The following is a 26457-nucleotide window of genomic DNA, read 5'->3' as shown; positions in this document are numbered from 1 at the left end:
GCTCAAAGTCTCCCTATAAGGAAGAATCCGCGCCCACTTGGGGCGCTTCATCTTGCTTGCGGATTTCGTGTAGTGGTTCGCCGTTGTTTTGCGCACCAAGTGTCGCCATGCGATGAGCGGCGCTAGTAATATCAGCGAGCGTGGCGTCTTTCGCTTTAATACAAGCAACAAGCGTCATACCCTGATAAAGCCAAAGAGAGGCTTCAACGGCTTCAAGCTCAAAACTGTCGAAGTAAATATGAGTTCCATTGTTTTGTGATGCAACAAGTTGGCGCTGATTGCGGCGCGTTTTCCAGATACTCAAATTCATGCTACAACCCCCTGACGAAAACGTGTAGGAATGTAGGTTTGTTTCTTCTTTGGGAATTGCTCAGCGAACTTCTCGCGTAGTTGAGCTATCTTATTGAGAGAGTTTGCCGTTTTGGCAGGGTCTGGATTGGCGCACCCTGCCATATCTGGGCAAGGTAAATGAATTGGGTCGGTAACAGTACGTTCCATGTTGTAGCCTCCGCAAGCTTGTATCATTTATGAACTGATTAAAACGATACACAACATGACCGTGTATGCACACCCTGCGTGCATGGTGAAAACGACAATATGATCCTCTATTATGGTGCTTGAGAGCATGGGAGAGCGAAGAAAATGAACTACACAAATGAACTGTTGGATGCGGTTAAAGCTAAGTACAAACTGACATCAGAGTACCAATTGGCTCAAAAACTAGACGTTAACCACAGTCGTTTGTATCGTTGGCGGAAAGAGCAAAACTCAATGGATTGGGAAGTAGCCTTTAAAATCGCCGATTTGTTAAATTTAGAAGATCAATGTGTCGTCAGCGGTCTGATTGACGATAAGTATAAAAACCCTCGCCTAATCAACGCCTTACATCAAATCTCTGCCGCCTAGTCTTTTAACTGGCGGTTTTACCACACCACATATAATGCGCACTGTAATAGTGATTCCTGTGGACTTGCAATCACTAAGGCTAATCCAGTGCAAGCCATTGAGATTCCTGACAATCCAAGCCCATTAAACTTTTTTGCAATTCCTTCCCATACTGCTTTTATCTGCGGATTATCATTGCGATCAGCGTGACAACCCAACAATGCAATCTCAGGGTCTAAACCTGATTGCTCTGCAAGAAAAATTGCTTGTGTATCAGTCATATAACGCTTTCCTTTGCGGAAATCACTGATTCTCTGCGGCGGCACATTCATATCCGCTGCAATTTGTTTGTCTTGTACGTAACTTTGAGCCTTTTTGTAGGCATCTAATAGTTTGTTCTGATACATACCGCTTCCTCCGTTTCCGTCAGTTTAGCTTATCAATCACCATTTTTGGTGTCTTGCGCTAACCAATTTTGGTGATTACGCTACTAACCAAATTTGGTTATTCAATCAGTATCAGACCGCCTTAGCTATGGGCGTTTGCCCTTGACGCTTTCGCGCTTGGCTTTGGCGGTCGCTCTCTCAACTAGTCAAGGTGGTTGATTATGGAACGCGACAAAACATTTGGACTGTTATGTATGTTAGCTGGGCTACTAGCTATCGCGTTTGTTTTCTATGGTCGCGCGAATTTCGATGCTCCTGCGAGCACTTACGCTCAAGTTCGTATCTGGATTGAAAAAGAGCCATCCGCTATTCCAATGCTTAACGGGTTCATGTCTGACGGCAAGCTTACACAAAACGAAGTTGATGAGCTTCGTGTTTACGTTGAAGACGCACCAAAACGCGCCCTTATTTCAAAAACAGTTGAGGCTCAATAATGCGTGAACTTGTTATTGATTTGGCATCAGGCAAACAAGAATGGATTGATTTTGTTCCTGTCCATTCTTGGGCTTCATGTGAGCACATTCCTGACAACTTATTCGACCATCGTTTTGAGTACGTCGACCACAGGTTCACAACGCCTGAGGATTTCATTCCGTCGGCAGTGAAATCGGCAATGAGTGCGCCTATCTACTCACACGACCTGTCAGATTTTATTGAGCGCCCTACTTCTAACCCTTGTTTGGACTTGCCGAAATCATTACACCGTAACGGCGACTTCGCTCGACATATGACACGCGCTTACACCGACATCCTGAAAACACGCAACGCTTTGGAAGCTGTACGCGCAGTTAACGACGCTCACGACCGTTTGACTGAGCACGGCTACAGCTACGCGATGTCAGATGAGCAAATTACCAATCTAGCCAAGCGCAAATCACGCGACTTTTCTCGCGTGTTAAGTGCGATTCCTCTTGAAGAATCACAAGCGCGTTTTGATAAAGCGGTTCAGCTTCTTGATTCATTAGGCTTGGCATTCTCACCTGAGCAAATTCAATACGCAGAAAACAACTGTGAACTTTTCGCATTGGTGAACCGTGCTCTTGATGAGCATTGGCTTGTTCGTCAACTGCGCCGTAAATGTGCTTACGAGGTTGAATGTGTTGCGCGTGATTTAGCGCTTGTTCAACGCCGTAAGCAAGTTTACTGCTCGGATTTTTCTCTAAACCGTCAACGTGACCGCAATACGTCTAACCGTATCGCGCTAGAAAACACGATTGCTTACGATGAGGCTGACCCGTCTAACTACTTCACACTCAGCGAGCTATCCGCTAAATCGGTTTCTAACGCTGAGATTCGCCGAGCTGAAATGTTCGTTCGTCTGCGTGGCTTTGAGGAGATTGCTCAAGAATCAAATCACGATGCGGTGTTCTTCACGGTTACGGCTCCGTCTCGTTTTCACTCTGTTTCTAAGGGTGACATCAACCCGAAATGGCTTGAGGCTGGCAAGCCCGATGCGAAAGCGGCTCACGCTTACCTAATGGGCGTTTGGGCGAACCTTCGCAAGTCGATTGATAAGAGCAAAATCAAGGTTTACGGGATGCGTATTGTCGAGCCTCACCAAGACGGCACGCCGCATCACCACTTGTTGCTGTTCATGGAAAAATCCGCACGCAAATTTGTGACGTCTGAGTTTCGTCGTCTTGCTATGGCTGACTCGCCAGACGAAAAAGGCGCAAAGAAAGCCCGTTTCAAAGCGGAGGTTATCGACTGGTCGCAAGGTTCAGCCGTTGGCTATGTCGCTAAATACCTGAGCAAAAACATCGACGGTCAACACATTGATTCTGACAAAGGTTCGTCTTTGTCAGGCTCAGATGCGGCGGAACGTGTCGTAACTTGGGCGCGTGTGAATCAAATTCGTCAATTTCAATTTATTGGTGGTCCATCTGTCACGGTATGGCGTGAGCTTCGTCGTCTTCGTGATGAATTCAAAGAGGACGATGCTTTGTTTACAGATTTATCTCAAGACGAACACTTTCTATTAGAAAAGGTTCGCCGCTCTGCTGATGAGGGCGACTGGAAAGCGTTTTGTTACGCAATGGGCGGTGTGTTCGTTAAGCGCAAAGACCAACCAGTAAAAGCGGAATATTCCGTTTCAACCTCTATCGAAAAACTGATTGCTTCGGGCGGTGAATACTCATCGACTCGTTATGGCGATATGGCTCAAGCGCGTTTGAATGGCTTGATGTTCCATAAGATTTTTATCGCGACTCGCTTCCGTACTTGGAAGACCGAGAACAAAGAGCAATTCATCCGTGCTCAACAAGGCATCATGTCTAACGTGGTCGATTACTTTGACGCGCTAGAACGTGAAAAAGAATACGAGCGTATGTATGACGACCTTTACGAGCAATACGAAAAACACCTAGCGCTCTATGACGAAATGGAAGCGCTGTTGCTCACCGACCCTCAGGAAATTAATGCGTCGTGTTGGGTGGGCGCAGCCCCGCCCGACATGATGCATTAATTTCCCTTGGACTTGTGTCAATAACTGTCATTTCAATTTTCAACTAACCAACAACTTAAAAAATAAGGGCAAAACACTATGAGAATGGAAGGTTTAATTCTAGATGCTTCGGACATCGTTCAAGAAACCAAAACAGACCGTAACGGCGAACAAAAGCAAAACGGCAAGCTGCGTCTTATCACGACCAACCCGACAGACACTATTGAAGTACGTGTCTCTCCTGAGCTTTGGGAAAACGGCAAAGCTGGCGAACTGCTCAAGCGCTGTGTGGGCAATCGCATGATGTTTGATGTGGAACACAAGAAATTCAGCTTTGGTAACGATGAGGGTAAACACGTCTCTATCGACGGTTTCCACCTCTACGCCCTACCTCAACTTAATGAAAAGTAAGGGCTAAATCATGACCGAGACGCAATTTGCAGAGCTGATGGCTCGACTCGATAACTTTCAGTTAATGGTGTTCTTAGGCATTTGCTTCTTGTTAGTTGCGCTCGGTTGGATGGTCGGAGGGCAAAGATAAATGCTGTCAATAGAGTTCATGCTCGGCTGTTTTGGGGCAGCATTTATCCTTGGCTTCTCGATTGGTTTCCACATTCTTGGATTCAAGAAAGCGGCTGAGGTTTCAACTTCTTCATAAACAAAACATAGGAAATAAGACTATGGAAAAGCAAAGCAAAGTACGCGCAGCAATGGCTAAGTCTGGCGCAGTAGTAACAACAAAACGTGCGACATTTGGTGGTGCACTTCTTATGGCGGCATCTGGTGCACATGCAGCATTGCCAGATCAGGCAGCGCAAGCATTCGCTGATTTAAGCACGTTTGTTACTGACATGCTTGCCTCTACTTGGACAATCGCTGTTCCACTAACGGTTGGTTTCATCGGCATCAAGCTATTCAAGAAAGGTGCAAACAAAGCAACGTAATTCTAACGACTGCTTTATACACCCATTGGTCAACGCCTCCGAATGGGGGCGTTATTTTTCACGAGGAAGATTTACAAATGAACATTAAACAAAGCATAGCGTCACTGATTATTTTATTGGGTGTTTTGTTTAGTGCTTTTAGTGTAAGTGCAGCTCAACCTACTTACGCTGTGAGGGATGTTATCGCTTATCCAGACTGCAAACTGTCTAGGGGGATGAGAGTAAATCCTTATTCTTATGTCTCTTGTTATGAAAATAAGTTTGTTCGATACAAAGACTTCTCCACTAAGTCATGTTACATGGATAGCGATGAGTTCGGCTTACGTATAATGTGTAATACCGACAGCTCTTCTTTCCCGAAAATTCAAACTGTATGGTTCCGTCATGATACTGCTAAGTGTCCAGCTGACTATGAAATGATAGAAGATGGTGACGGTGTCACCTGTGAACCTATCTTTCCTGCGTGTGAGTTTGGTGAAAACCCTGACGGCACTTGTATGGATGCTTGCCAGTTCAAGCAATCCATCAATGACACTCAATCACTTCATTGGTCGGCTTATGTTTATGGTGAGCAAGTCACGGGGGCATGTTATGGCGATTTTGGCGCAACCCGTTGTGAGCTTGAGCGTATTCCAAATGACACTACGCTTTGTACCGATGTAGATTCGGGCGAATTTACCCAAAACACTCGCTGTCACGGTAAGTTTCAATTCACTGGTAATCAGTGTGATGGTGGTACGCTGTTTTGGGGTAAAGATGGTCCTGACACCCCTATTATTCCTGATGACCCGATTCACGACCCTGACGACCCAACGGGTGATATCGAAGACCCTAGCGTGCTTCCTGACGATTCAACCAATACAGTGAATCCACCGGATACCGAAGATGAGCCAGAAGTTGAAGACCCTGACACAGATGAAAACACTGACACGGCAGTAGTTGGTGCAATCAAAGGGCTTAATTCGGATGTGAACAAAGCACTCAACGCGCTAAATGTCGACCTCAATCAATCGAGCGCTGATATTCAAAACCAAATCATTGCGCTTAATGCGTCGATGGTGACTAACACCCAAGCGATTCAAAAGCAGCAAATCAACGACAATAAGATTTACGAAAACACTAAGGCGCTGATTCAGCAAGCTAACGGTGACATCACAACGGCGGTCAATCGAAACACCAACTCTGTTGGTGAGGTGGTTAAGGGACTCGATGATTTGCAAACCACTAACGCTGATGGATTTGCGGAGTTATCGGACAAGCTCGACGACCTCAAGCCTTGTGAGCCTACCGAGGAAAACAACTATTGTGAAAACCCTCATGGTTTAGGTTCTGATTATGTCGGTGATGTGCTGACTCAAGCGGATAAAGCCGTGTCCGGTGCGATGAATTCCTATGAAAAGACCGTGACCGATGCGGCAAATGATTTGATTGAGAAGAATCTAACGGCTGAATCTGAGGGGCATATTAATGCTATATCGGATTCGTTTTTGAGTGTGTTACCTAAGCCAACGCCCTGCATGAATCTATCCTTGCCCACGCTTGGCGGTGGTCGCGCTTCTATCTCTTGTGAGTTTTCGCAGAAACTCAAAATGATCATCTCAATTCTGATTTACATCTACACGATTAAGACGCTTGTTGAAATCTTGCTGACTGAGGTCACGCCTGTACCAAGTAACAAGCCAGGTTCGGGGAGATATTACTAATGATTCAGCTATTACCAATTGTCAGTACCATTGGGACGGCGTTGCGCCTCCCTGCTCTGGTTGCCTTTATCTCTCAGATAGCAACCACGTTATTTGGTTGGTTCTTCATTGCGAAAGCACGAAACGTCACGATTAACTTGGTCATTTTAACGCTGCTAATCGGTTTGACCGTCACCCTCACCTTGGCAATTTACACCCTTGCAACGGGTCTGTCTTATGTTGCGCCTCCAATGTGGTCACAAGCAGCGGGTATGTTCATCCCTAATAACGCCGTGCCTTGTGTGAGTGCGATTTACTCGGCGCGTCTGCTGCGTTGGGTGTGGGAATGGAAGTTCTACGCGATTGTGAGGGCGGCGTAATGGCATCGGTCTACTTTGTCACGGGTAAGCTCGGCTCAGGCAAAACACTAACGGCGGTCGGTAAGATTCGTGAGGCGTTTATGCGCGGTGTGCCTGTGGCGACAAACCTCGATATCAACTTGAAAGAAATGCTTGGACGCGATAAGCGCAACACTCGCCTTTATCGCTTACCGGACAAGCCTCAAGTGGAAGATTTGATGGTGATTGGTTCGGCAAACAAAAGCTATGATACCAAAAAAGACGGCTTGATTGTGCTCGATGAGTGCGGAACGTGGTTTAACTCGCGCACATGGAACGACAAGAATCGACAAAAGTTAATTGATCACCTTTTGCATATTCGAAAGCTTGGATGGGATGTCATTTTCATCGTTCAAGACATTTCGATTGTTGATAAACAAGCGCGTCTTGCACTGGCTGAACACACCGTGTTTTGTCGTCGTTTAGATCGTCTTCAAGTCCCTATCATCTCGACTGCGGTATCCGTTATGACACTCGGTCAACTCAAGTTGAAAATGCCTAAGCTGCACGTTGGCATTGTGAAATATGGTGACAACGCAAACTCACTCACCGTCGACAAATGGATGCTTTGGGGCACGGACTTATACAGCTCTTATGACACTAAGCAGATGTTTAGAAACAACTATGAGGACGGCGTTTATTCAGTATTGCCGCCCTACTATACCCACGGACGTTACACTGTCCCGTATACGTTGAGAAATATCATGCGCATTACGAAAATCTATCTCCGCAAATACTCTCGATTCAGTGTGTTTGCGGCAGGTGTCGCCGTCTCGTTTGCGGTGTTCACCTTGGTTGGTACGCCGAACATGTCGACGGAACCCGAAACGGCTCAAGCCGCGGTGCCTCGCGAGTCATTGAGTGACTTGCTCGACGGCTATCGAATCGAATCTTCAATGAATCCCCCAAACGTTGCCCCGTCTTTTGTGTTGGTTAAGGACGATGTGCGTCTGTCGTCGTCGCAACTATACGCAAAAGGCTTTACGGCTCAATCTAACGGCTCTTGCTCCATTACGGTGAGTGGCAACGGTCAATCATTCAAAGTCATGTGCTAGGGAAAAAGGTGCGCTTTATGTCATGGATAATCGCAAAACTCACAGCTTTTCTTTCAAAAAAACAAAAAGAATATTGTTGCGCCGGAGGCTCACTGTTTGCGCGCTCATTACTTACCATGCGCTGTGGTAAAGTTGAGAAACAAACTACGGCTTGTTCCAACTTTTCCACATCCAGCATTGCTGCCTTTCTGCTCGCGTGCACCCTATTTGGCTCTCCTGCTTTTGCCGCCACCTCTGCGCCCTTTGAGGCAAAAAACACACCGATTGGAGACTTTGCATCGTGGTTCTCGGTTCACACTGGAAACACAGTTGTGCTCGGTCATGGTGTCACTGGTGAGGTCAGCTTTACCGCACCGGATTTGAAAGATGAGGACTATCCAGCCTTTTTCCTTTCGGTACTTCGTGCGCACGGTTACGAGCTTACGCATGACCACGGCGTTTTTACCATCATTGCCGATGCTAACAAGGTGGAGACGTTCGAACCCTCTCAAGTGAAGCTGTACTTCTTTGAGAATGTTCGAAATACCAAGGTCGTTGATTTGATTTCCTCGATGCTTGCTGCAACGCAGAATCAAACACTGAACAACAAAGCAATTAAGAACTACAAGGTTGAAGTGCTACCGACCACAAACAGCATTATCGTGACTGGCTCTGAGAATCAATTGAAGCACATTGATGTGCTCATCAAAGGGATTGATAGACCACAAAAGCAAGTCTTTATCGAGGCGGTGATTACCGAAACTGAGCTCGGTGATTCTCAAGAAATCGGCGTGAATATGGACTTGGCACTGAGTGAGGCTGGCTTTGTTTCGCAGCCTACCGCAATTAAGAAAGCCGTTGATAACCTGCTGTTCTATGAAGGCGGTGATTTCAATGCGCTTATTAAAGCCGTGTCTAAGAATCAAAATACCAAGCTCTTATCACGACCAAACATGTTTATTATGGACAGGGAGCGTGGTTACATCACGGTTGGTCAGAACGTCCCGTTCCTCACCTCGTCTGAGGTAACTGACGGCGGTAATCGAGTTCAACAAATCGAACGTAAGGACGTGGGTGTGTCACTTGAGGTAGTACCGCATGTGATTGGTGATCATGTTGTGTTGCAGATTATGCAAAAGTCCGACTCGGTAACGGATTCCTCTATCGCATCCGACATCATCACCAATACGAGAACACTGCAAACCGTGGTCAAGGTCAAAGACCGTCAAACGATCTCTTTAGGAGGTTTGATTTCTCAAGAGCAGCGTGATTCGGTAAGCGGTGTGCCGGTCTTAATGGATGTGCCTTTGCTTGGTGCTCTATTCCGGTCAGAAAAGACCAATACGGTAGATAAAGAACTTAAAGTAACGATAAGAACCACGATACTTTGAGTTAAAAGAAAAGCCGAACAATTGCTGTTCGGCTCTGCTTTAGCTGTACTGTAATACGCTTTCCAATTCTCTACACTTTATTATCGTGTCACGTTCTAACACGGTTGCGATATGTGTTTTGTCATAAGAACTTCTAGCTTCAAACCTAAGTAACGGATGGTGTCCGTTAAGTGCATTGTTTACGTATATGTCTCGCTCTTGTCTCTTCTTCTGCCTATGAGATGAATCATCTAGCTCTATGACCGCCAATACTTTTGTGTCTCTATCCGTTATTACGTAGTCCATTCTTTTCGCCCAAGTTCGAGAGTTGTCTTTAAAGTTGGTCGGTTGAACTAACGCCATCAATGAAACTTGACTATGAATCACGTATTCATCAGGTATAAGCTCCTGCAACACGCTATAGAATCTGCGCTCTGTCTTGGTAGCCAAGTATGTACTTTTCTTGTGAGGTACAGAATTAGTCTTATTTCCAGTCTTCGGCAGAGGTACTTCGACTATCTTTGGGTTCTTTTCTACAGCTTTTGGCTCAAAAGAATGTATGCTGTTCGGTCTTCTAACCGCTGCACCTTGTTCCCATTCGTTAAGCCTACGTTTAGGTTTCTTACCCTTCTTTGTGAATAGATACACAATACACGCTAAGGATATAAGTATCAGTAATTCAGGCACTTTCTGTTCCTTACTCATAAAAAATGAGTGCATGGTAGCATATCATTTCTGTTCAGTGCGTTATTGAAATTAGCTTTTATAAGCTTCAACGTGGTTAACAGAGATGCATGCATATCTTTTGATTATCTACCTATATAGGTCTCAGCTCTCACTTTACTTTTCAGTTATATCCATGACTCTCTACGAATTTTTCGTCACTAGCTGATCTATTCCAGTATTTTTTTGTTATATTAAGCATTAATAACTGTCAGTACGACGAAAAAATCGTCAGGAGCATCGTATGTTAATACGTTTCAATACCAGTAACTTTAAGTCAATAAATGACGAAGTTTCGTTAAACTTAACTCCATCAGGAAGCGTTCGCAGACACACACATCATGTTTCTAAAAATGCTGGGTTTTCAACACTTCGCGGCGCTCTTATCTATGGTGCAAACGCCTCCGGTAAATCAAACTTATGCGAGGCAATGGAATTAGTATCAGAACTTTTACAAGACGATAGACGGGTTCCTATTGTTCCTTTTGATTCCTCAAAACCTTCTACCTTCGAGTATGAATATATAATTAATGGTGCCGCTTACGCTTTTGGCTTTTCTTATAAATCGGGAAAAATCATAGAAGAATGGCTATATACTATTGATGAAAAAGAAGATTTTATTTATAGATATGGTTCTGATACCGACTACAAGCTAGAAGTTAATAGTAAAATAGCAGACAAATTAGATTCAGAAAGTAATTTATATCTAAAATTCTTATTTCGCTCAAGAGATGAACAAAAGTTATTCATGTCAGAGTTGATAAAAAAAGAAGATGAACAAATAGAAGAACTTCTAAACTATATCAAAGAATCTGTACGATGGTTTTTGGGTTCACTTGGAATCATTAGCCCAAACTCTTCTTATATTCAATTTGAAGATGATTTGATTGGTGATGAGAATTCAAAAAAGTTTTATGAAACTTTTTTAAAAGCATTTGATACGGGTATAAATGGAATTGATGTTTCTCAACATCAACTAGATGAATTAGATGACGGATTAAAAAATAAAATTCAACAAATAATAGACGATGATATTGACGACTCTGATGAGAAATGGGGATTTGTATTAAACCTACCGACTCGTAGATTAAATATAATTGTAGGGAAAGATAATAAAGTAGAGAGGATTGATGAGGTTGTATTCAAAAACAGCGCTAAAAATGCAAAAAAATCCTTCTTCTCTTATAATGAGCTCTCGGATGGCACTAGAAGATTAATCGATCTAATACCTGCCATATACAAAGCAATTTATCATAATAAAGTCTTTGTTATTGACGAAATCGACCGAAGTATTCATCCAATAATAATAAAGATACTTTTAGAATTCTTCTATAATGAAAAAGTTAATCCTAATGGACAGTTAATTGTTACTACACACGATACTGGAGTTATGGAGCAAGAATTTCTTCGAAAAGACGAAATTTGGTTTGTCCAAAAGGAACACGATGGAAGCACTCTCCTTTATGCTCTCGATGAATATGCATTAGATATTCGTAATGACAAATGCTTAATTAAAGATTATTTAAATGGTCGATATGGTGCTGTCGTCAATTATAAAGTGGCTAAATCTATTATAAAGGAGCTTTATGATGGCAAGGAGTAAAACTTCACGTGAAAGAAAGTCAGAGCAATTTACTGCTGAAAAAGTGATAATTGCCCCAGAAGGAGTTTCGACCGAAGTTGATTACTTTAATGGTATTGTAGCTTACTTTAATGAATATAAAGATAACATTAGTAAACGCTTTGAACAGCTGATTGAATTGTGTGTTATTCGTCGTGGTCAAATAGAGACTAACGAAGCTGACACGCAATTTGCCATTGGAAACAGTTCACCAGATGCAGTTGTAGAATACGCATCATCATATATATCAGCCAACCATCCAGAGTACGATAATGAAATAGATAAAGTTTTCGTAGTAATCGATAAAGACAAGTGGGAAGATAGAAAGTTAGCTTCTGCATTATCATTGTGCAAACAAAAAAAGTTTGACTTAATAATTTCTAATCCTGCCTTCGAACTTTGGCTGCTTCTTCATTATGTTGATGTATCTTCACTATCAATTTCAGAACAAGAAAAAATAAAGAATAATGAAAAAGAAAACCCAAGAGCACAAGAAGCATATCTTAAAGTGCTTCTAAAGTCCTATGTAACTGGGTTTTCTTACACTAATATTAAACCTAGCGATTTTCTTACAAGAACAAATATAGCTCTTTCAAATGCCCGAAAGCTAACTACTCCAGAAGAAGGCTGGGAAGGTGGTCCTTTTACTCAATTACCAAGAGTAATAGAACACTTACCAATGACAGACTAAAACAGAGGCTCCTCTCGGAGCCTTTTCTACATCATCTTTTTTAGCTCTCGTGCGTATTTTAATATCCGCCCAGCCGCTTCTAAATCAGTCAATGCTCCAATCTCTAACAAAGCTATCCCCGTTAAAACCTGTTGAGCTGTAACCAATTGACCTGTAGGCAACTCCAGTCTGTCGTAATGCATCTTAAACTGTTCCCATTGTTCTGATGGGCTTAACTCCCTTCCTTTTGTCATTCTCATCAGCCGTTTACATTCAGGCGGAATGGTTTTCCCCCTATCCCATTCTTTGACCGTCCTCACAGTTTTTAAACAAAGTTCAGCAGCTTGTTCGACGGATAAACCACATTCAAATTCACGAAAAATATAGTTTTTAGTCATTTCGTGATACTTCATTGAATTGTCCCTCAAAAGAGAGACATTTTATAGGACTGGCATATGCAATCGCATTCAACATAAGCAGATATAATGCGAACTTAAGAGTTAGAAGATTAGCATTGGTGAAGTCAGTTTAGTTACACCGTATTTGGCTGTTGCTGCTTTGCAAGCTTCATCAGCTGTCTTGTATGGGCCATGAACTTCGATTCCACCACAGCGACCACTTCTGTATCTGACACCATGCACGTTGGTTTTGCATCTTGCTCATTCAATATGAGACAACATGGACACGCATTTGCTTAACCCAAACGTGTAAGTACTATATTATCTTTATAGGAACAAGGAATCTATTAGATATAAACTCTCTACTTTTCAATCTATACCTAGATCTTTCTTCATATGTTCACTCAACTCGTTAGTGGTTCTTACATTAATCTTATGTTTGCAATGATGGATTCTCAACTCTTCACCAAATAATTTTACTAGTGATTTGGTATACAAAGTACTAATATTATTTATTATTCTATACAATGTATCTTTCTGATAAACAGATCTTTTCGAATTTTGTATTGCAGTCTTCATATTTAAATATCCTCACACTTTTAACTTTATAATTTAAAGAATCAATTTCAACTTTTATTATTACTTTTTCCGATATGGAATGAGTCATTATCAATGATGCACAATAAATAATTAAATCACCCGAATCCAACTTAGTAAGTTCACGAGACAAATTTTTTATTTTTAAATCTTTATTTTCTATATTTAATCCGGTTGAGTTAATTCCTTCAGGATATCGGTTTAACTTAATATCCAATATGGTTTTATTAAGATAGTAGTCTGCCATTATTTCATGGCGGCTTTTAAATATCATTGTCCCCCTCCGATGATGCAAGTTATACTTTCCCACCAGTTAAAAGACAACGTGACTCAGAGTTGCAAAAAGGTAACAATCATGGAATTGATGAACAATGAGCTGATCTGCTTTGCAGCCATTTGTAAACGCCTCTCTCTTACAGATGCATCAAAAGAACTTGGAAAGTCTAAAGCTCAAGTCAGCAGGCAGCTAGCAGCATTAGAAAAACAACTTGGCGTAACACTCGTCCACAGAACAACAAGGAAACTCGTTTTAACTGATCATGGCGAAAGCATTAGAGAGCTTGCTATCAAGACGTTAGAGAGTTTGCACGAGTTAAATTACAGAGCTAGCTCGTTGAGTGAATGCATTGATGGAAAGTTTAAAATCACAATGCCCAACTCTATAGCCTCTTCTATTTTTGGTTCTGTTCTTAAAGACTTAAAAGAACGATATCCAAAAGTTGATTTTGAAATATCGTCAAGTAACAATGTAGAAAATTTATTAGAAAGCAATGTAGATTTAGCGATTAGGCTTAATAATGTTATTGATGACACTCTTATTGCACATAAACTTGGTGATTATAGTGATGTTTTGATATCTAGGGTAAGTAATGCCAACCACAAAACACTATTAATCTACAAACATCATTCGAATAAGGAATCAATTAAAAGTCAATATACTGATGTTATCGAAGTTGATAACACCTCTATTTTAATAAACTTTGTTTCTGAGGGAGTTGGGGTTGGTGTCATTCCAAACTATCTTGTTAAAAGTAACTATATAGACAAAAACATCCGAATATCGCAAACTTTTGATATAGAACGTTCCATGTATATGGCCTACCCTTATCAAAACCCTTTGCCAAGAAAGCTAGCCGAGATATCTACTTTTATTAGGTCTGAGTTATCACAAGTATTGAAGAGTGAGTCATTTTAGGGCGGTTGTTCAGATTTAGAATTTTGCGTTGTCTACTCAACTAGGCCTAACGCTAATCTTTGTAACATATTGTTTCGGCGGTATTTATTAACACCCCCATCTTTATGCTTGCTATCACAATGTGGGATGCTCTTCCGCTTTGTTATCAAGGTTTTGCGTGGAATAAATCACGTGGGGTAAATGATAGATTGACTTACATTAAAATTTTCATCAAAAGCAACTTTATATAAAATTGATTTCATACCAATCTATGTGTATCTTCTTCCCATATCCCCACAATAACCAAGGAGAATGCCATGGATAAGCTACTCGCGTCTGCATTAGAAATTAAGCAGCGAACTATGGTGACTGGCTTTTTTGCTAGAAATGGATTCAAAATCGCTATGACCGATTTTGATGATGTCACTTTTGAGCGAGAAGGCGTGCAAGTTAACGTACATTTTGATCTGCAGTCAAACGCGGAGTCTGCATCTGTTTTATCTCATGAGGCATCAATCATTCCTGGCTAAAAACTTTTATTATCACCGATACACCAAGCCGAACATAAACGTTCGGCTTGTTAGTGACAAAAAATGATGAGTGCGAACAAGAGTTGTCGATCACTCGTCTAAATAGACGATTAATAAATCAGCTTCAACCTCGTTCACAACCTTTGGTATCGATGAAAAAAAGCGACTCAATAAGTTGTGATGATGACCACATACAACTAAGTCTATCCCCTCTTTTTTGACGATTCCCGATAGTTTTATATGAAGATCGCCGATTACTACCATGGTCTCGTTTACTGGATATAAGCATTTATCAGCGAGCTCTTGCAGCCTTCTTTCCAATTCTTGCTCTTCCTTCGCTTCCATGACTATGCGATCAACATCTACGTAAACAAATGAGAGTTTGCTGCTTGAGTTATCTGCTTGCATTATTGCTTTTTCGATAACGGCTTGGCTAGATTGAGATAAGTCGACAGCAACCAAAACGTGCTTATAACCCATCATTCCTCCCTAGGTTAGTTTTTGTTCTCATATTAAGTCTAGTCCACATAGAGCGAACACAACATCAAAACTACTGCTACATGATAGTTAAAGGAGTTTAGTGTAAAACAGGCAAATAGTTTTCATTACAACCTTGTTGCTTCCTCTCATCCAAAGATCAACGATGTTTTTCCAATTTCTTCTCTAATTATCGGACTATTTAACAGGAAGGATGCCAGGAAACGTTACGTTGTAATGCGCGTTACTGCTCTTGATTTCTACTACTCTTGAGGATTCATATTACCCACTTCAACGTCGCCTAGTTTAGTAAAACTACTTTAGATTAAGCATATTCAATATGTAACGCTCCGCTCAAATCCAGGAGACGTATTTCGGCTAAAAAAGCAGCTCAATAAGATGAATTTCGATTCATCTATTACATATGTCTGCGAGTGCTTACTGTTCTTATATCGCTTATTTAATAACTCTGGTTTAATTATCGTTATAAGTTACGGTGTCTCTTTTTTCTTTTTTTAGCATAATCTTCTGTCTGAGAACGAAGCCCTCTTGGGCTTTGTAATTAAATTACAAGATCAATCGCGACCAATATGGTTGGCAGATTAAAAGACCGAGGTAAACAATTGATATAATAGAGTTTAACTTATAAGTTCTTTAAAAAATGCCTAACTACCTGCACTGTGTAAGCCAAGGTTAATATGATGAGGTAAAATTTTACTAACCCGCTATTTAGTTTTAAAGGTAATTGCACAAGATTACAATCATAGAGGTATAGTAAATTTTAGTTACAGCGTAACCAGGGTGGTGTTTGGGAGTGTAAAGGAATAGAAAATAGAAAGGCAAAAAAACAGGGCGTATGCCCTGTCCATGAATTGATTAGTTTTGTTGCTGTTGTTTTTCTGCGTACTCAGATCGAATCCGTTCTGCAACAATTTTGATAGCTTCTGCAGTACTTGTGCCCTTCGCCATCAATTCTTGAATTCTCTCTACAGCTTGTTGTTGCTCTTGGTGAGATAGAGGGGGTAAATCGTCAAACATAAAAAGCTCCTCATTTTGAGGAGCTGACTATAACGATTCAATTAATAGGTCGCAAGGAAATTAATGGATGCACCCATAGCGTTCTCGTTTGTGTACTGAGCTGCGATATCCAATTCGAACAACTTAAGTGGGGACAACCCGATACCAGCAGTAATGGTTCCTTCGTCATTACTTCGAGCTAAGTTCTTCATATACCCTGCTCGTAATGCCATTTGACGCAAAATATCAAACTCAATACCAGCTCGAATCATCTGCGTATTATCATCAAAGGATGAAAAACGTTTTTCTTCGTTAAGATCGTAGTCAACACTCATCGTAAAGTAATCGGCAACAATCCCTGCCCCAACGGTGTATACAGGACGCATGCTATATTCGTATGATTTTATCGTATCGCTGCCATATTGGAATGATTTTGTTTTAACGTCTCTTCCGATCAAATTTTTCGCTGAAATACCGAGACGATATGGGCCAAAGAACCAAAGTGCGCCTGCGTCTAAGTTAAACATCGTTTCCGCGGTCTCATTTTCACGTAAGTCTTTAGTATCAAAATTCTGAAAACTCGTGGCGTATGAGTACGTGTATATACGCTGAAGTTTAGGAGTAACACCAAAAGAAAGGTGTTGGTTCATGAAATTAGTGTATTTAGCAAGTGAAATACCAGCTTCAGCCACGCCAATAGAAACACCTTGTACATAGCTATCATCTAATGGATTAGTACCTGAGGTATCAACATTTGGTTGTACGAATGATTCAGTGTATAACTTACCGTATGCAGTTGCAGATAAGAATTTGTTGGGAATACCAATGGCAACGACACCACCAAGATCAAAGTCTGTCTTTTTCCCATCGATAGCATCCATCGATTTTTTGATTTCATCGACGTCTGCCAATTTGCTGATGCGTTCGATCTCATCAACTAGATCATATTGATCATCGTAGCTGCCACCAAAACTTGGCACGATCATGCCTGCATCGTCATTTCGGCGATAAATCGCAGTAAGAGCGGGGTTGAAAAAAGGCGCAGTTAGATAAGTTGCTGATACGGTACCAACGCCACCCATTGCATCACTACGAGCCTCTATCGCATAAGTAGCAGCAGAGGCAGCATTAGTGAAAAGAATAGTAGCAACAGAAGTGGCAAGAATTTTATATTTGTTTTTCATACTACACTTGTGATTTTAGTTCGTCCTGAACCTTTATCGGCACAAGTAGTATTTCTTTAACTATTCTTCCTGGGAAAGATCATAGGTTCGGCTAATAGTTTGAGCCTGCTCAACAATTATATCGCCCTGCCAACGGCGACTATTGATACTTACCGCCAATACGTATCTATCGTTTGGGACACCCGCTAGCTCCAATGAATTTGGATAGTTAGACTCGTAAGTCTTTTTCCACATTTGCTCGTACTGGCCATCAATGTAGTCATACAAACCGACTTCAAGTTGCGGTAATGGACAATGGGGATTACGAAGTGCGCTCTTTTCTACTTTCCAATTCTCTTTAGATGTCCAACGAACATATTGAGAAGAGTTTGAATCTCCAAGTATTACCCAAGTTCGATACTCTTGTTTATCAGTAGAAACAACGGTTAAGTGATATAAACCAGCTTCAAGTTTACCTGTTAAGTTATAGCGTTTCGAGTAGCTACGCTCGTTGGCAAGTTCTGTCCCGCTCGGCTGTTGTTCATAGCTGAATGAACTGTCCGCGGATATAGAATCATCCACCCATCGATTAAATGAAATATTTTCGATGTCAGTTGTAGCTCTTAGCTTGATTACCAATCTAAATGTATCTCGCCCAGGGCTTTGAATAGTCTGACGAATAACGTTCACACCACTTATCCAATCAGGCAGCGTTACACCAGTGAGAGCCTTGCCACAGTTTTTAGATAGTGACTGACCAAGAAGATCATTAAGGTGAGGAGTCAAATCTTTACTTGGTTCCGTTTGCCAGAGTTCAACAAGAGAGTTGAACATACCCGCAAGATCATCTTCAAGTAAGTGTTGATGTGCCTGTGTTAAAGGCGTGTTAGTTTGAAACCAGTCCATCGCATGGACTGGTTTCACTAACGCTAATGAGACAACTACAGGGAGTAGTATTTTCATTACGACTTATGCTTTCATCTTGTAGCCAACACCACGAAGTGTTTCAATTTCCAGTCCTGGCAGTTTTTGACGAAGCTGTAGTACATGTGTATCAACCGTACGTGTTGTCGGGAAATGATTGTAACCCCAAACGTGGTCAAGTAGCTCATCACGAGTAAACACGCGACCTAAGTTTGACGCCAAAAATAGCAGCAAATCAAACTCTGTTCGAGTAAGCGTAATTAGCTCGTCTTTATAAGTCACTTCACGAGTCGAGCGGTCAATCTCTAAGTCTTTTGTAATCACTTTATCAGCGTTGCTTTGTTCTGCTGAATCCGGTGCTCGTAGCTGTGCACGGATTCTCGCAAAAAGCTCCGCCTCAGCAAAAGGCTTTGTTAAGTAGTCGTTCGCGCCGGAATCAAGGCCTGCAACTTTATCTTTTACGGTAACAAGTGCCGTTAACAAGATAACTGGTACGTCTTTAATCTGTTTCCATTCTGGGAGACATTGTACAGAGTCACCATCTGGGAGTTGGCGATCGAGAATTACCAAGTCAGCTTTTTTCCATTGTGGCTCTACGTCTGCAATACGCTCCACATGTAAACACTCATATCCTGCTTGTTCCAGGCTTACTAACAGGCCGTCAGCCAAGTTTTTATCGTCCTCAACGAGAAGCAGTGTCTGTTTCACAAGGTATCTCCAATATAAAAGTTGTAGGTGGTCCCATTAAGGACATTTTTCCGCCCATGCGGCCTACCATAGATTCAACGATTGTTAATCCAAGTCCTAACCCGCTCTTACTTACGAACGGTTTCTTCAAATTTGCCCAATCTTTAGCCGTTAGGCCTCCTGCATCTCGGACTTGGAATACTATTTTTTCTTCACTAGTTGAGACATCCAATTCAACCGGTGCGACACCGTACTTAAGCGCATTACGAAGCAAGTTATCGATACAAGTTCCTAACCAGTACACATTAACTTTAGCAGCCACATCTTCATTGATGTTAAAAAGCACGGCACTATCAAATTCTTCTTCGATCTTAAATTCTAACCAATCTGCAACGGATGGTACCCAGTCTGTTGCAAGCATTTGGTTATCAGATTGCAAATAATCTTTACTTGCTTCTGCCAATTGACGCAGGCGGCGCGTATCTTCACACAATCTGCGGAATTCGTCATACACACTTTCAGGCAAATGCTCGAACTCTCGACGAAAGCCTTCAACCGTTAGTGACAGAGATGCAATCGGTGTTCTGAGCTCATGCGTTAAAATTTGCAACACGAGCATTCTACTACGTAGTTCTTCTCGCTTGCTATTCCAACGGTACACCGCCCAACCAATCACCAAAAGAATATTGGCGATTACCAGTATGATCATACTGATCCGCAGAACTTGCGAGTGATCTTCTACATCCCAACAAATATTGCCTCGTTTAACAAAGCAACTTTTGCTTTGAGAGGCTAGAGCGTATGACAGACCCGCATTCGCTACGTTCTCTTGCCAGATATCTTTCTCGAAAACAAAGTAACGGTCACCACGTCTTAGCCAAAGTTCGTTACCTTCAATAAACATGCTCGCGCCTGCAATCAAAGCATTAATGGCGTCGTCATCCATGTTTTTCAAGCTTTCTAGCAACTCATCCCCTTCCTCGTTATCACGCTCTTTTATATGCATGTACTGAGATAGTTTGGGTTTGAGTTCTGGATACTTATCCACATAACGTGCCGCGTACGTCCCACCACCAGGGTGAATGAGACCACTACGCGAGAACCAACGAGGTGTCAGCTGCGTCCCTTTACAAATCGCTCTTGTAAATACTAAAGGCTCAGTAATTAAAGGACTTAATGGTAATTTGCCACGACAAGTATTCGCCAAGCTGTAAAGCTGTTGGATATCTTTTAACGGATAGTCAGACGTTTGCGGCAGAAGCGAATCTGGCGCAAGTAACTTGGTAGGATAATTTGATTGCAGAATACGAATATCGTACGACTTAAGAGCTACTTCATAGTTAAATAGCTCTGTAAACGTATCTATTCTTTCTGGTAGTGAATCGGAAAATGCAGGTGCCGAAAAAAGCGGCAATACAGTTGCAAAACCGAGCAAAAACTTTTTAATCAAACTGTTACCGTCACTTGTTACATTAGCCAAAACTATACATCAATCTACAAGCAATTGACATCTGCTAACAGAAGGATTTGCATTACTATAACATTGAAACGGAACAAAAAAGGGCCAGCGATTGCTGACCCTGTATAGTTTTAAATCAAGAATGGTTAAAGTGCTTTAAAAATAGACTCAACACTTTCTTTCGCATCACCAAATAGCATTGATGTATTTTCTTTGAAGAACAGTGGGTTCTGTACTCCTGCGTAACCAGTGTTCATTGAGCGCTTGAATACCACTACGTTTTTCGCGTTCCATACCTCCAATACGGGCATACCAGCGATTGGGCTGTTCGGATCTTCCAGTGCGGCTGGGTTGACCGTATCGTTAGCACCGATAACCAATACGGTATCGGTTTCTGCAAAGTCATCATTGATTTCATCCATTTCAAGAACGATATCATACGGTACTTTTGCTTCAGCGAGTAACACATTCATATGCCCCGGTAGACGACCCGCTACTGGGTGAATCCCAAAGCGAACTTCAATACCTTGTGAACGAAGTACATCAGTAATTTCATGAACAGGGTATTGTGCCTGAGCTACTGCCATGCCATATCCTGGAGTGATGATTACTGATTTTGAGTTCTTCAACATCTCTGCAACTTCTTCAGCCGTTGTTTCACGATATTCGCCCTGCTCTTCGTCACCTGAAATCACTATCTCTTGACCAAAACCACCGGCAATAACACTGATAAACGAACGGTTCATTGCTTTACACATGATGTAAGAAAGAATCGCACCTGATGAACCTACCAAAGCACCTGTTACAATCAATAGATCATTTGCGAGCATGAAACCTGCTGCCGCTGCTGCCCAACCTGAGTATGAGTTCAACATAGAGACAACAACTGGCATATCAGCACCACCGATTGAAGCGACTAAATGGTAGCCGAATGCGAACGCGATCAAAGTCATCACAATAAGAGCGAACATGCTGCCATCTGCTTTTACGAAGTAGATCATAAGAAGCGTAGAAATAACAACCGCTGCGAGGTTCATTTTGTGCTTATGAGGCAGGTTAAGTGGCGACGAAGAAATCACACCACGCAGCTTACCAAATGCGACAATTGAACCGGTGAAAGTTACGGCACCGATGAACACACCCAAGAATACTTCTACAAGGTGGATAACATGCTCAGCATGTGTTGCTGCTTCTGGCGCATCTAGGTAACTGTTGTAGCCAACTAAAACCGCAGCTAAACCTACAAAGCTGTGTAGAATCGCAACCAGTTCTGGCATCTCGGTCATTTCTACTTTCTTCGCATAGAAAATACCGATCGCACCACCTATCGCCATCGCGATAATGATCCAACCAAAACCTTGCGCATCTGGGCTAAAGATCGTCGCTATCAGCGCGATCGTCATACCAGCGATACCGTAGTAGTTACCATTACGAGCAGACTCTTGCTTTGAAAGTCCCGCCAAACTCATGATGAAAAATAATGCAGCAACAATGTAAGCTGCTTGTACTAATCCTGCAGACATTGTGACTCCTATTTATCTTTGCGGAACATTTCAAGCATACGCTTGGTGACGGTGAAACCACCGAAGATATTGATACTCGCGATCAATACGGCAATAAAAGATAGGAATGAAACGACGCCATTACCTTGTCCAATTTGCAGTAATGCACCAACGACAATAATGCCAGAGATAGCATTCGTTACTGACATTAGTGGAGTATGAAGTGCATGGGTAACATTCCATACTACGTAGTATCCGACAACACACGCTAGAACAAATACAGTAAAGTGAGAAAGAAACGCTGCCGGAGCAACCGATGCAACCCATGCAAAGGCTCCAACAGCCGCTGCCACACCAATAATTTTCTTCGTTGGAGACGTAGGTTCTTCTACTTTAGGCTCTGGCTTCGCAGGCTGTTCTTGTTTCACTTGCGGCTGAGCTGAAACCTGAATTGGTGGCGCTGGCCAAGTAACTTCACCTTCTTTCACCACGGTAATGCCACGGATAACAACATCTTCAAAATCAATATTGATGTTGCCATCTTTCTCTTTACACAGCAGTTTTAGAAGGTTAACAAGGTTTGTCGCGTAAAGCTGAGAAGATTGTGTAGGCAAACGACCAACCATGTCAGTGTAACCAACAATTTTTACCCCGTTATCCGTCATGATAACTTGGTCTTTCACTGTATATTCACAGTTACCGCCATTAGCGGCTGCCAAGTCAACAATTACACTGCCCGCTTTCATGCTGTCGACCATTTCTTTGGTGATCAACTTCGGCGCAGGTTTACCAGGGATGAGCGCGGTCGTAATAATGATATCAACATCTTTAGCTTGCTCTGCGTATAATTCTGCCGCTTTTTTGTTGAAGTCATCAGACATTTCTTTTGCGTAGCCATCCCCAGAGCCTGACTCTTCTTGAAAGTCAACGGTCAGGAACTCAGCGCCCATCGATTCAACTTGCTCTTTTACTTCTGGGCGGACGTCAAACGCACGGACAATGGCACCTAAGCTACCTGCAGCACCGATAGCCGCCAAGCCAGCGACGCCAGCACCCGCAACCAATACTTTCGCTGGAGGTACTTTACCGGCAGCCGTAATTTGACCTGTAAAGAAACGACCAAACTCATGAGCTGCCTCAACCACTGCACGATAACCAGCGATATTAGCCATCGAAGATAGCGCGTCTAAGGCTTGTGCACGTGAGATACGAGGAACGGAATCCATGGCAAGAACGTTAATGTTCTTACTTGAAAGTTGTTCCATCAACTCAGCATTTTGAGCCGGCCAAATAAAGCTAACCAGTGTTGATCCATCTTGCAGTAACGCAATTTCGTCAATGCCTTGCTCATCATCCACAATTGGCGCATTAACTTTTAAAATAAGGCCAGATGCCCAAACTTCTTCACTAGAAACGATTTTCGCACCAGCTGCTTCATAAGCGGCATCATCGAAACTCGCTAGCACCCCCGCTTGGGATTCAATCGCGACATCGAATCCCAATTTTATTAACTGCTCAACCGACTTCGGCGATGCAGCCACTCGCGATTCACCCGCGAGTATCTCTTTAGGTACACCGATTTGCAAAACGCATACTCCTTGTATACATATCAATAAATTAGTCCCAAAACAGAGCGTCGCTCTACTCTAATTCTTTTTTATTTCTATCTGTTTACCACGCAAGACAATTGCAAACGAAAGATGATGTTTGGGGACACCCATTTGCACAATAACACCTTGACTAACAGCCCTGTTATTATTCTGTTTGTATCGAACGCGTCTCATTACTTCAAGTGTTTTGTAATTTAAATACTAAATTTCATTACATATAACGCTAAGTAATGAATGATTGTCGCTCTGTGCTCGAAAAATAACAACGCAACACCGTACTAGACTGAGGTCTAACCAGGTAACGATTAAATACTGACTTAACAGAGATTTAAGCGTTAAAAAGAAAGAACCACTAGCATATACACTAATGGCTCTTTTTAAGATGACTGGAATCAAATTGCAGTAAATTGCTAGTCGAAGATTTTATCGCCCATTTGATCAATAAACATTTGAGATTTCTTCAACATAAGGTCATTGGCATCTTGCTCTGAGCCAAGTAAATCGGAGCGAATAAACCGATGTGTTTTCACTTCATCATTGTCATGCTTTTCTATTCGACCAGCGATGCGATATTGTCCGCCCTCTGAAAGGCTCTCTGGGTAAATAAAGAAACCTTTATACTCAACTGGCTCGATAGTTTTAGCTTCAGCGGTTTTCTCACTACCACCAAACAAACGCGAAAAAAATCCCACGATTCCTCCTTGGGTCAACTCACTAGTCAACTGAGCGACTCTTACTTGATATTAACGTTAAGGATCGGTTTTTCATACCAATCCAACTCTTTGTCATCATCATAACTAGTATGGGAAAAAATTACAGGCACATCATACTCTCGGTTCTTACGCCTGTCTTCTTTCACCATTTCTGCGGCGTTTTTCACCGCTATATCCGCGCTTTGCTTAAACTGGCTTAATTTTTGTTCAGGAAGTGAAGACAAAAAATCAATATCATGACGGATATAGACAGGCTTGAGCTGGATAAGCGCAAGGCAAGCAATATCGGCTAACTGTTCGTTGTCATACTGTTCTAAAAATTCGGGCAAACTGAGAACCTGGCCTACTAATGTTTCCATGTAATTGTGCACATCTGAGCTTATCTGCATCTGTAAATCTCCTTTTTCCTATGAAATGAGTATAGCAACGACTTGTTTATAACAACTTATTGATTGCTCTTAATTTAATCAATCTCTTTCTTTTTGCCGTAATGTCTTCCAAAATACTTGGGAAAAGGAACAAATAGACGTATTCTTGCTAGTTCTCAAAGTTCGAAATTCAATAACGGATAAATATCCATATTGATAAAACGATTTACCTAACCAATTATATAGTCAACTATTTTCAGGCAGTTTGTAATAGATGTCCTCATCGTCAATGACTTCATCAGGCTTCAGATTCTTATTCCCTTTTTTGCTACTGGGCATAGTGAGTTCGGGCATGGACAGCATTATTCAGATGACTCAGGCAAACTGGGGCATTGCCGCAAACTTGCCGTACATACTATTAGGTTGTGCGCTACTCCTTTGTTATTCATTTAAGCAAGGCAGAGAGTCCATGGTGTGCTTGGCAATGTTGCTAGCCTATTTCGTGATACAGCACCGCCTACAAGTCCCGCTTCAAAGTGGTACCGCTTTACTTGAGCTAACCATTTTAGCCACGTTACTTCCTGTCTCGTTTCTTACGGTATTTTTGTTTAGTAAAGAAGGTTTTGACTCCAGAGCCATGTTGACTTACATCTTGATGTTAGCAATGTTCGCTCTTTGGTCTTATCTAACGCTAGCATATTACGTTGAAGGAGGGTTTGAACAATGGACAAGCGGTATTTTATTTATTGTACCGACGGTCTCTAAACTGCCTTTAATTCTTGTTTTATATTGCGTGGGTATTGTCTGTTTTCTTGGAATCCTTGTTTTAAAGAAGAATGAAATTATCCATGCGATGACCTACTCTGCCATGGTATTGGCGTCTGCGACGTTCATTTTCTTTGATGTGCAGTACATATCAAGCACCATGTTTACGCTAACAGGGCTGCTTATCATTATTTATGCCGCTTCCGCTAGCCATCAACTGGCTTTCACCGATAGCCTAACGCTGATTCCGAGCAGACGTGCACTTGATCTCGATCTAAAACACATGGGTAAGAAGTTCACGATCGCAATGCTTGATGTTGACCATTTTAAAAAGTTTAACGACACCTACGGTCACGATACTGGTGATGACGTTCTAAAAATGGTCGCTTCGCGCCTCACTAAAACCCCAGGCGGCGCAAAAGTTTATCGATTTGGCGGAGAAGAATTTACCATCGTTTTTAAAGGCAAATACGCTGACGAATGTAAGAACTTTTTGGAAGAAGCTCGCAAATCGATTGCAGAATACGAGATGATATTACGCGATGAAGAATCTCGCCCTGAGAACCATAAACAAGGACAAAAACGTCGTGGTAGCAACAGTTCGAAAAGAAAGTCGGTTTTTGTTACCGCAAGTTTCGGAGTTGCTGATAGCCGGAATGGGCAAGCTCCTCTGGACGTCATTAAATTAGCGGACGAAGCACTTTACAAAGCGAAAAAGGCCGGACGTAACTGCATAAAGCTTCGTTAGACCCTCACCAATAGTGAAAGTTAACAAGCTTGTCCGGGTTTAAAACAAAACCGAACTTCCCCATCAGCATAACAACTGCACTCATCGTTGCCACTATCCCGATGTTATC

The 26457-nt window shown here is 42.0% G+C and carries 30 protein-coding genes; 14 read left to right on the top strand and 16 right to left on the bottom strand.

The features are described from left to right. Nucleotides 1-13: 13 nt before the first annotated feature. Nucleotides 14-310 carry a hypothetical protein gene (locus R8O11_RS10315; protein ID WP_318194124.1) on the bottom strand — a complete coding sequence of 99 codons (297 nt, stop codon included), beginning with the start codon at nt 308-310 and terminating at the stop codon, nt 14-16. Then, on the bottom strand, nt 307-498 hold the full coding sequence (locus tag R8O11_RS10310; protein ID WP_154204399.1) for a hypothetical protein: 192 nt from the start codon (nt 496-498) through the stop codon (nt 307-309). The genes R8O11_RS10315 and R8O11_RS10310 overlap by 4 nt, the downstream gene beginning before the upstream one ends. A 144-nt stretch (nt 499-642) precedes the next feature. On the opposite strand from R8O11_RS10310, the gene R8O11_RS10305 reads away from it, so the two are divergent. Next, nucleotides 643-906 carry a helix-turn-helix domain-containing protein gene (locus tag R8O11_RS10305; RefSeq protein WP_258483519.1) on the top strand — a complete coding sequence of 88 codons (264 nt, stop codon included), beginning with the start codon at nt 643-645 and terminating at the stop codon, nt 904-906. A 17-nt stretch (nt 907-923) separates the two neighbouring features. On the opposite strand, the gene R8O11_RS10300 is transcribed toward R8O11_RS10305, so the two are convergent. Further along, nucleotides 924-1292 (bottom strand): DUF3693 domain-containing protein, encoded by a 369-nt coding sequence (locus tag R8O11_RS10300; protein WP_318194123.1) that lies wholly within the window; start codon nt 1290-1292, stop codon nt 924-926. Between the two features lie 200 nt (nt 1293-1492). Between R8O11_RS10300 and R8O11_RS10295 the strand changes: the two genes are divergently transcribed. The 8 genes from R8O11_RS10295 to R8O11_RS10260 all read left to right on the top strand — a co-directional run bounded on the left by R8O11_RS10295 (nt 1493) and on the right by R8O11_RS10260 (nt 9223). Beyond that, complete coding sequence (locus R8O11_RS10295; protein WP_318194122.1) at nt 1493-1765, top strand: hypothetical protein; 273 nt, start codon at nt 1493-1495, stop codon at nt 1763-1765. Further along, nucleotides 1765-3795: a replication endonuclease gene (locus tag R8O11_RS10290; protein ID WP_199803953.1), complete on the top strand. Its 2031-nt coding sequence runs from the start codon at nt 1765-1767 to the stop codon at nt 3793-3795. Before R8O11_RS10295 ends, R8O11_RS10290 begins: the two co-directional genes overlap by 1 nt. A gap of 84 nt (nt 3796-3879) precedes the next feature. Next, the gene (locus R8O11_RS10285; RefSeq protein WP_012841822.1) at nt 3880-4185 is read left to right on the top strand and encodes a hypothetical protein; all 306 of its coding nucleotides are present in this window, start codon (nt 3880-3882) and stop codon (nt 4183-4185) included. Between the two features lie 269 nt (nt 4186-4454). Next, on the top strand, nt 4455-4718 hold the full coding sequence (locus R8O11_RS10280) for a major coat protein (RefSeq protein ID WP_140104866.1): 264 nt from the start codon (nt 4455-4457) through the stop codon (nt 4716-4718). Between the two features lie 77 nt (nt 4719-4795). Further along, entirely contained in the window at nt 4796-6421 is a 1626-nt protein-coding gene (locus tag R8O11_RS10275) for a methyl-accepting chemotaxis protein (protein WP_318194121.1), read from the top strand. After that, the gene (locus tag R8O11_RS10270; RefSeq protein WP_024701224.1) at nt 6421-6780 is read left to right on the top strand and encodes a DUF5455 family protein; all 360 of its coding nucleotides are present in this window, start codon (nt 6421-6423) and stop codon (nt 6778-6780) included. Before R8O11_RS10275 ends, R8O11_RS10270 begins: the two co-directional genes overlap by 1 nt. Continuing rightward, entirely contained in the window at nt 6780-7853 is a 1074-nt protein-coding gene (locus tag R8O11_RS10265; protein WP_029856202.1) for a zonular occludens toxin domain-containing protein, read from the top strand. Before R8O11_RS10270 ends, R8O11_RS10265 begins: the two co-directional genes overlap by 1 nt. A gap of 17 nt (nt 7854-7870) precedes the next feature. Further along, on the top strand, nt 7871-9223 hold the full coding sequence (locus tag R8O11_RS10260) for a secretin N-terminal domain-containing protein (protein WP_318194120.1): 1353 nt from the start codon (nt 7871-7873) through the stop codon (nt 9221-9223). 39 nt (nt 9224-9262) lie between these two features. Here the strand turns inward: R8O11_RS10260 and R8O11_RS10255 are convergent, their stop codons facing one another. Further along, nucleotides 9263-9922 (bottom strand): DUF2726 domain-containing protein, encoded by a 660-nt coding sequence (locus R8O11_RS10255; protein ID WP_318194119.1) that lies wholly within the window; start codon nt 9920-9922, stop codon nt 9263-9265. A 247-nt stretch (nt 9923-10169) separates the two neighbouring features. Here R8O11_RS10255 and R8O11_RS10250 point away from each other — a divergent pair, with 247 nt between their 5' ends. Together R8O11_RS10250 and R8O11_RS10245 are read left to right on the top strand one after the other, a co-directional pair. Continuing rightward, entirely contained in the window at nt 10170-11528 is a 1359-nt protein-coding gene (locus tag R8O11_RS10250; RefSeq protein ID WP_318194118.1) for an ATP-binding protein, read from the top strand. Then, nucleotides 11515-12237 (top strand): RloB family protein, encoded by a 723-nt coding sequence (locus R8O11_RS10245; RefSeq protein ID WP_318194117.1) that lies wholly within the window; start codon nt 11515-11517, stop codon nt 12235-12237. The genes R8O11_RS10250 and R8O11_RS10245 overlap by 14 nt, the downstream gene beginning before the upstream one ends. 26 nt (nt 12238-12263) lie before the next feature. On the opposite strand, the gene R8O11_RS10240 is transcribed toward R8O11_RS10245, so the two are convergent. After that, the gene (locus R8O11_RS10240) at nt 12264-12629 is read right to left on the bottom strand and encodes a regulator (RefSeq protein WP_318194116.1); all 366 of its coding nucleotides are present in this window, start codon (nt 12627-12629) and stop codon (nt 12264-12266) included. Between the two features lie 505 nt (nt 12630-13134). Further along, nucleotides 13135-13485: a hypothetical protein gene (locus tag R8O11_RS10235; RefSeq protein WP_005376264.1), complete on the bottom strand. Its 351-nt coding sequence runs from the start codon at nt 13483-13485 to the stop codon at nt 13135-13137. A gap of 81 nt (nt 13486-13566) precedes the next feature. Between R8O11_RS10235 and R8O11_RS10230 the strand changes: the two genes are divergently transcribed. Both R8O11_RS10230 and R8O11_RS10225 read left to right on the top strand, forming a co-directional pair. Continuing rightward, nucleotides 13567-14406 (top strand): LysR family transcriptional regulator, encoded by an 840-nt coding sequence (locus tag R8O11_RS10230; RefSeq protein ID WP_005376262.1) that lies wholly within the window; start codon nt 13567-13569, stop codon nt 14404-14406. Between the two features lie 296 nt (nt 14407-14702). After that, nucleotides 14703-14915 carry a hypothetical protein gene (locus R8O11_RS10225; protein WP_005376260.1) on the top strand — a complete coding sequence of 71 codons (213 nt, stop codon included), beginning with the start codon at nt 14703-14705 and terminating at the stop codon, nt 14913-14915. Nucleotides 14916-15005: 90 nt separating this feature from the next. Here the strand turns inward: R8O11_RS10225 and R8O11_RS10220 are convergent, their stop codons facing one another. The 10 genes from R8O11_RS10220 to R8O11_RS10175 all read right to left on the bottom strand — a co-directional run bounded on the left by R8O11_RS10220 (nt 15006) and on the right by R8O11_RS10175 (nt 24856). Further along, complete coding sequence (locus R8O11_RS10220; RefSeq protein ID WP_017634770.1) at nt 15006-15395, bottom strand: universal stress protein; 390 nt, start codon at nt 15393-15395, stop codon at nt 15006-15008. An 873-nt stretch (nt 15396-16268) separates the two neighbouring features. Beyond that, the gene (locus R8O11_RS10215; RefSeq protein WP_005376257.1) at nt 16269-16430 is read right to left on the bottom strand and encodes a YoaH family protein; all 162 of its coding nucleotides are present in this window, start codon (nt 16428-16430) and stop codon (nt 16269-16271) included. Nucleotides 16431-16471: 41 nt separating this feature from the next. Further along, nucleotides 16472-17593: a conjugal transfer protein TraF gene (locus tag R8O11_RS10210; protein WP_033907062.1), complete on the bottom strand. Its 1122-nt coding sequence runs from the start codon at nt 17591-17593 to the stop codon at nt 16472-16474. A 60-nt stretch (nt 17594-17653) separates the two neighbouring features. Continuing rightward, the gene (locus R8O11_RS10205; RefSeq protein WP_033907061.1) at nt 17654-18535 is read right to left on the bottom strand and encodes a DUF2861 family protein; all 882 of its coding nucleotides are present in this window, start codon (nt 18533-18535) and stop codon (nt 17654-17656) included. Nucleotides 18536-18541: 6 nt separating this feature from the next. After that, on the bottom strand, nt 18542-19204 hold the full coding sequence (gene vxrB, locus R8O11_RS10200; protein ID WP_005376251.1) for a response regulator transcription factor VxrB: 663 nt from the start codon (nt 19202-19204) through the stop codon (nt 18542-18544). Beyond that, complete coding sequence (gene vxrA, locus R8O11_RS10195) at nt 19179-20633, bottom strand: sensor histidine kinase VxrA (protein ID WP_025767766.1); 1455 nt, start codon at nt 20631-20633, stop codon at nt 19179-19181. The genes vxrB and vxrA overlap by 26 nt, the downstream gene beginning before the upstream one ends. Before the next feature lie 155 nt (nt 20634-20788). Further along, nucleotides 20789-22165, bottom strand: coding sequence for a Re/Si-specific NAD(P)(+) transhydrogenase subunit beta (gene pntB, locus R8O11_RS10190; protein ID WP_005376248.1), 1377 nt, complete (start codon nt 22163-22165; stop codon nt 20789-20791). Nucleotides 22166-22173: 8 nt separating this feature from the next. Further along, nucleotides 22174-23730, bottom strand: a complete 1557-nt coding sequence (locus tag R8O11_RS10185) for a Re/Si-specific NAD(P)(+) transhydrogenase subunit alpha (RefSeq protein ID WP_033907060.1) — start codon at nt 23728-23730, stop codon at nt 22174-22176. 434 nt (nt 23731-24164) lie between these two features. Then, complete coding sequence (locus tag R8O11_RS10180) at nt 24165-24446, bottom strand: HlyU family transcriptional regulator (protein WP_017634616.1); 282 nt, start codon at nt 24444-24446, stop codon at nt 24165-24167. 41 nt (nt 24447-24487) lie between these two features. Then, complete coding sequence (locus R8O11_RS10175; protein ID WP_005376241.1) at nt 24488-24856, bottom strand: late competence development ComFB family protein; 369 nt, start codon at nt 24854-24856, stop codon at nt 24488-24490. A 253-nt stretch (nt 24857-25109) separates the two neighbouring features. On the opposite strand from R8O11_RS10175, the gene R8O11_RS10170 reads away from it, so the two are divergent. Next, nucleotides 25110-26348 (top strand): sensor domain-containing diguanylate cyclase, encoded by a 1239-nt coding sequence (locus tag R8O11_RS10170; RefSeq protein WP_033907059.1) that lies wholly within the window; start codon nt 25110-25112, stop codon nt 26346-26348. The last annotated feature ends 109 nt before the right edge of the window (nt 26349-26457 follow it).

Source organism: Vibrio sp. 1288 (assembly GCF_033344475.1).
Note: the sequence above shows the minus strand (reverse complement) of the source record. Positions and strands in the feature narration are given on the sequence as shown.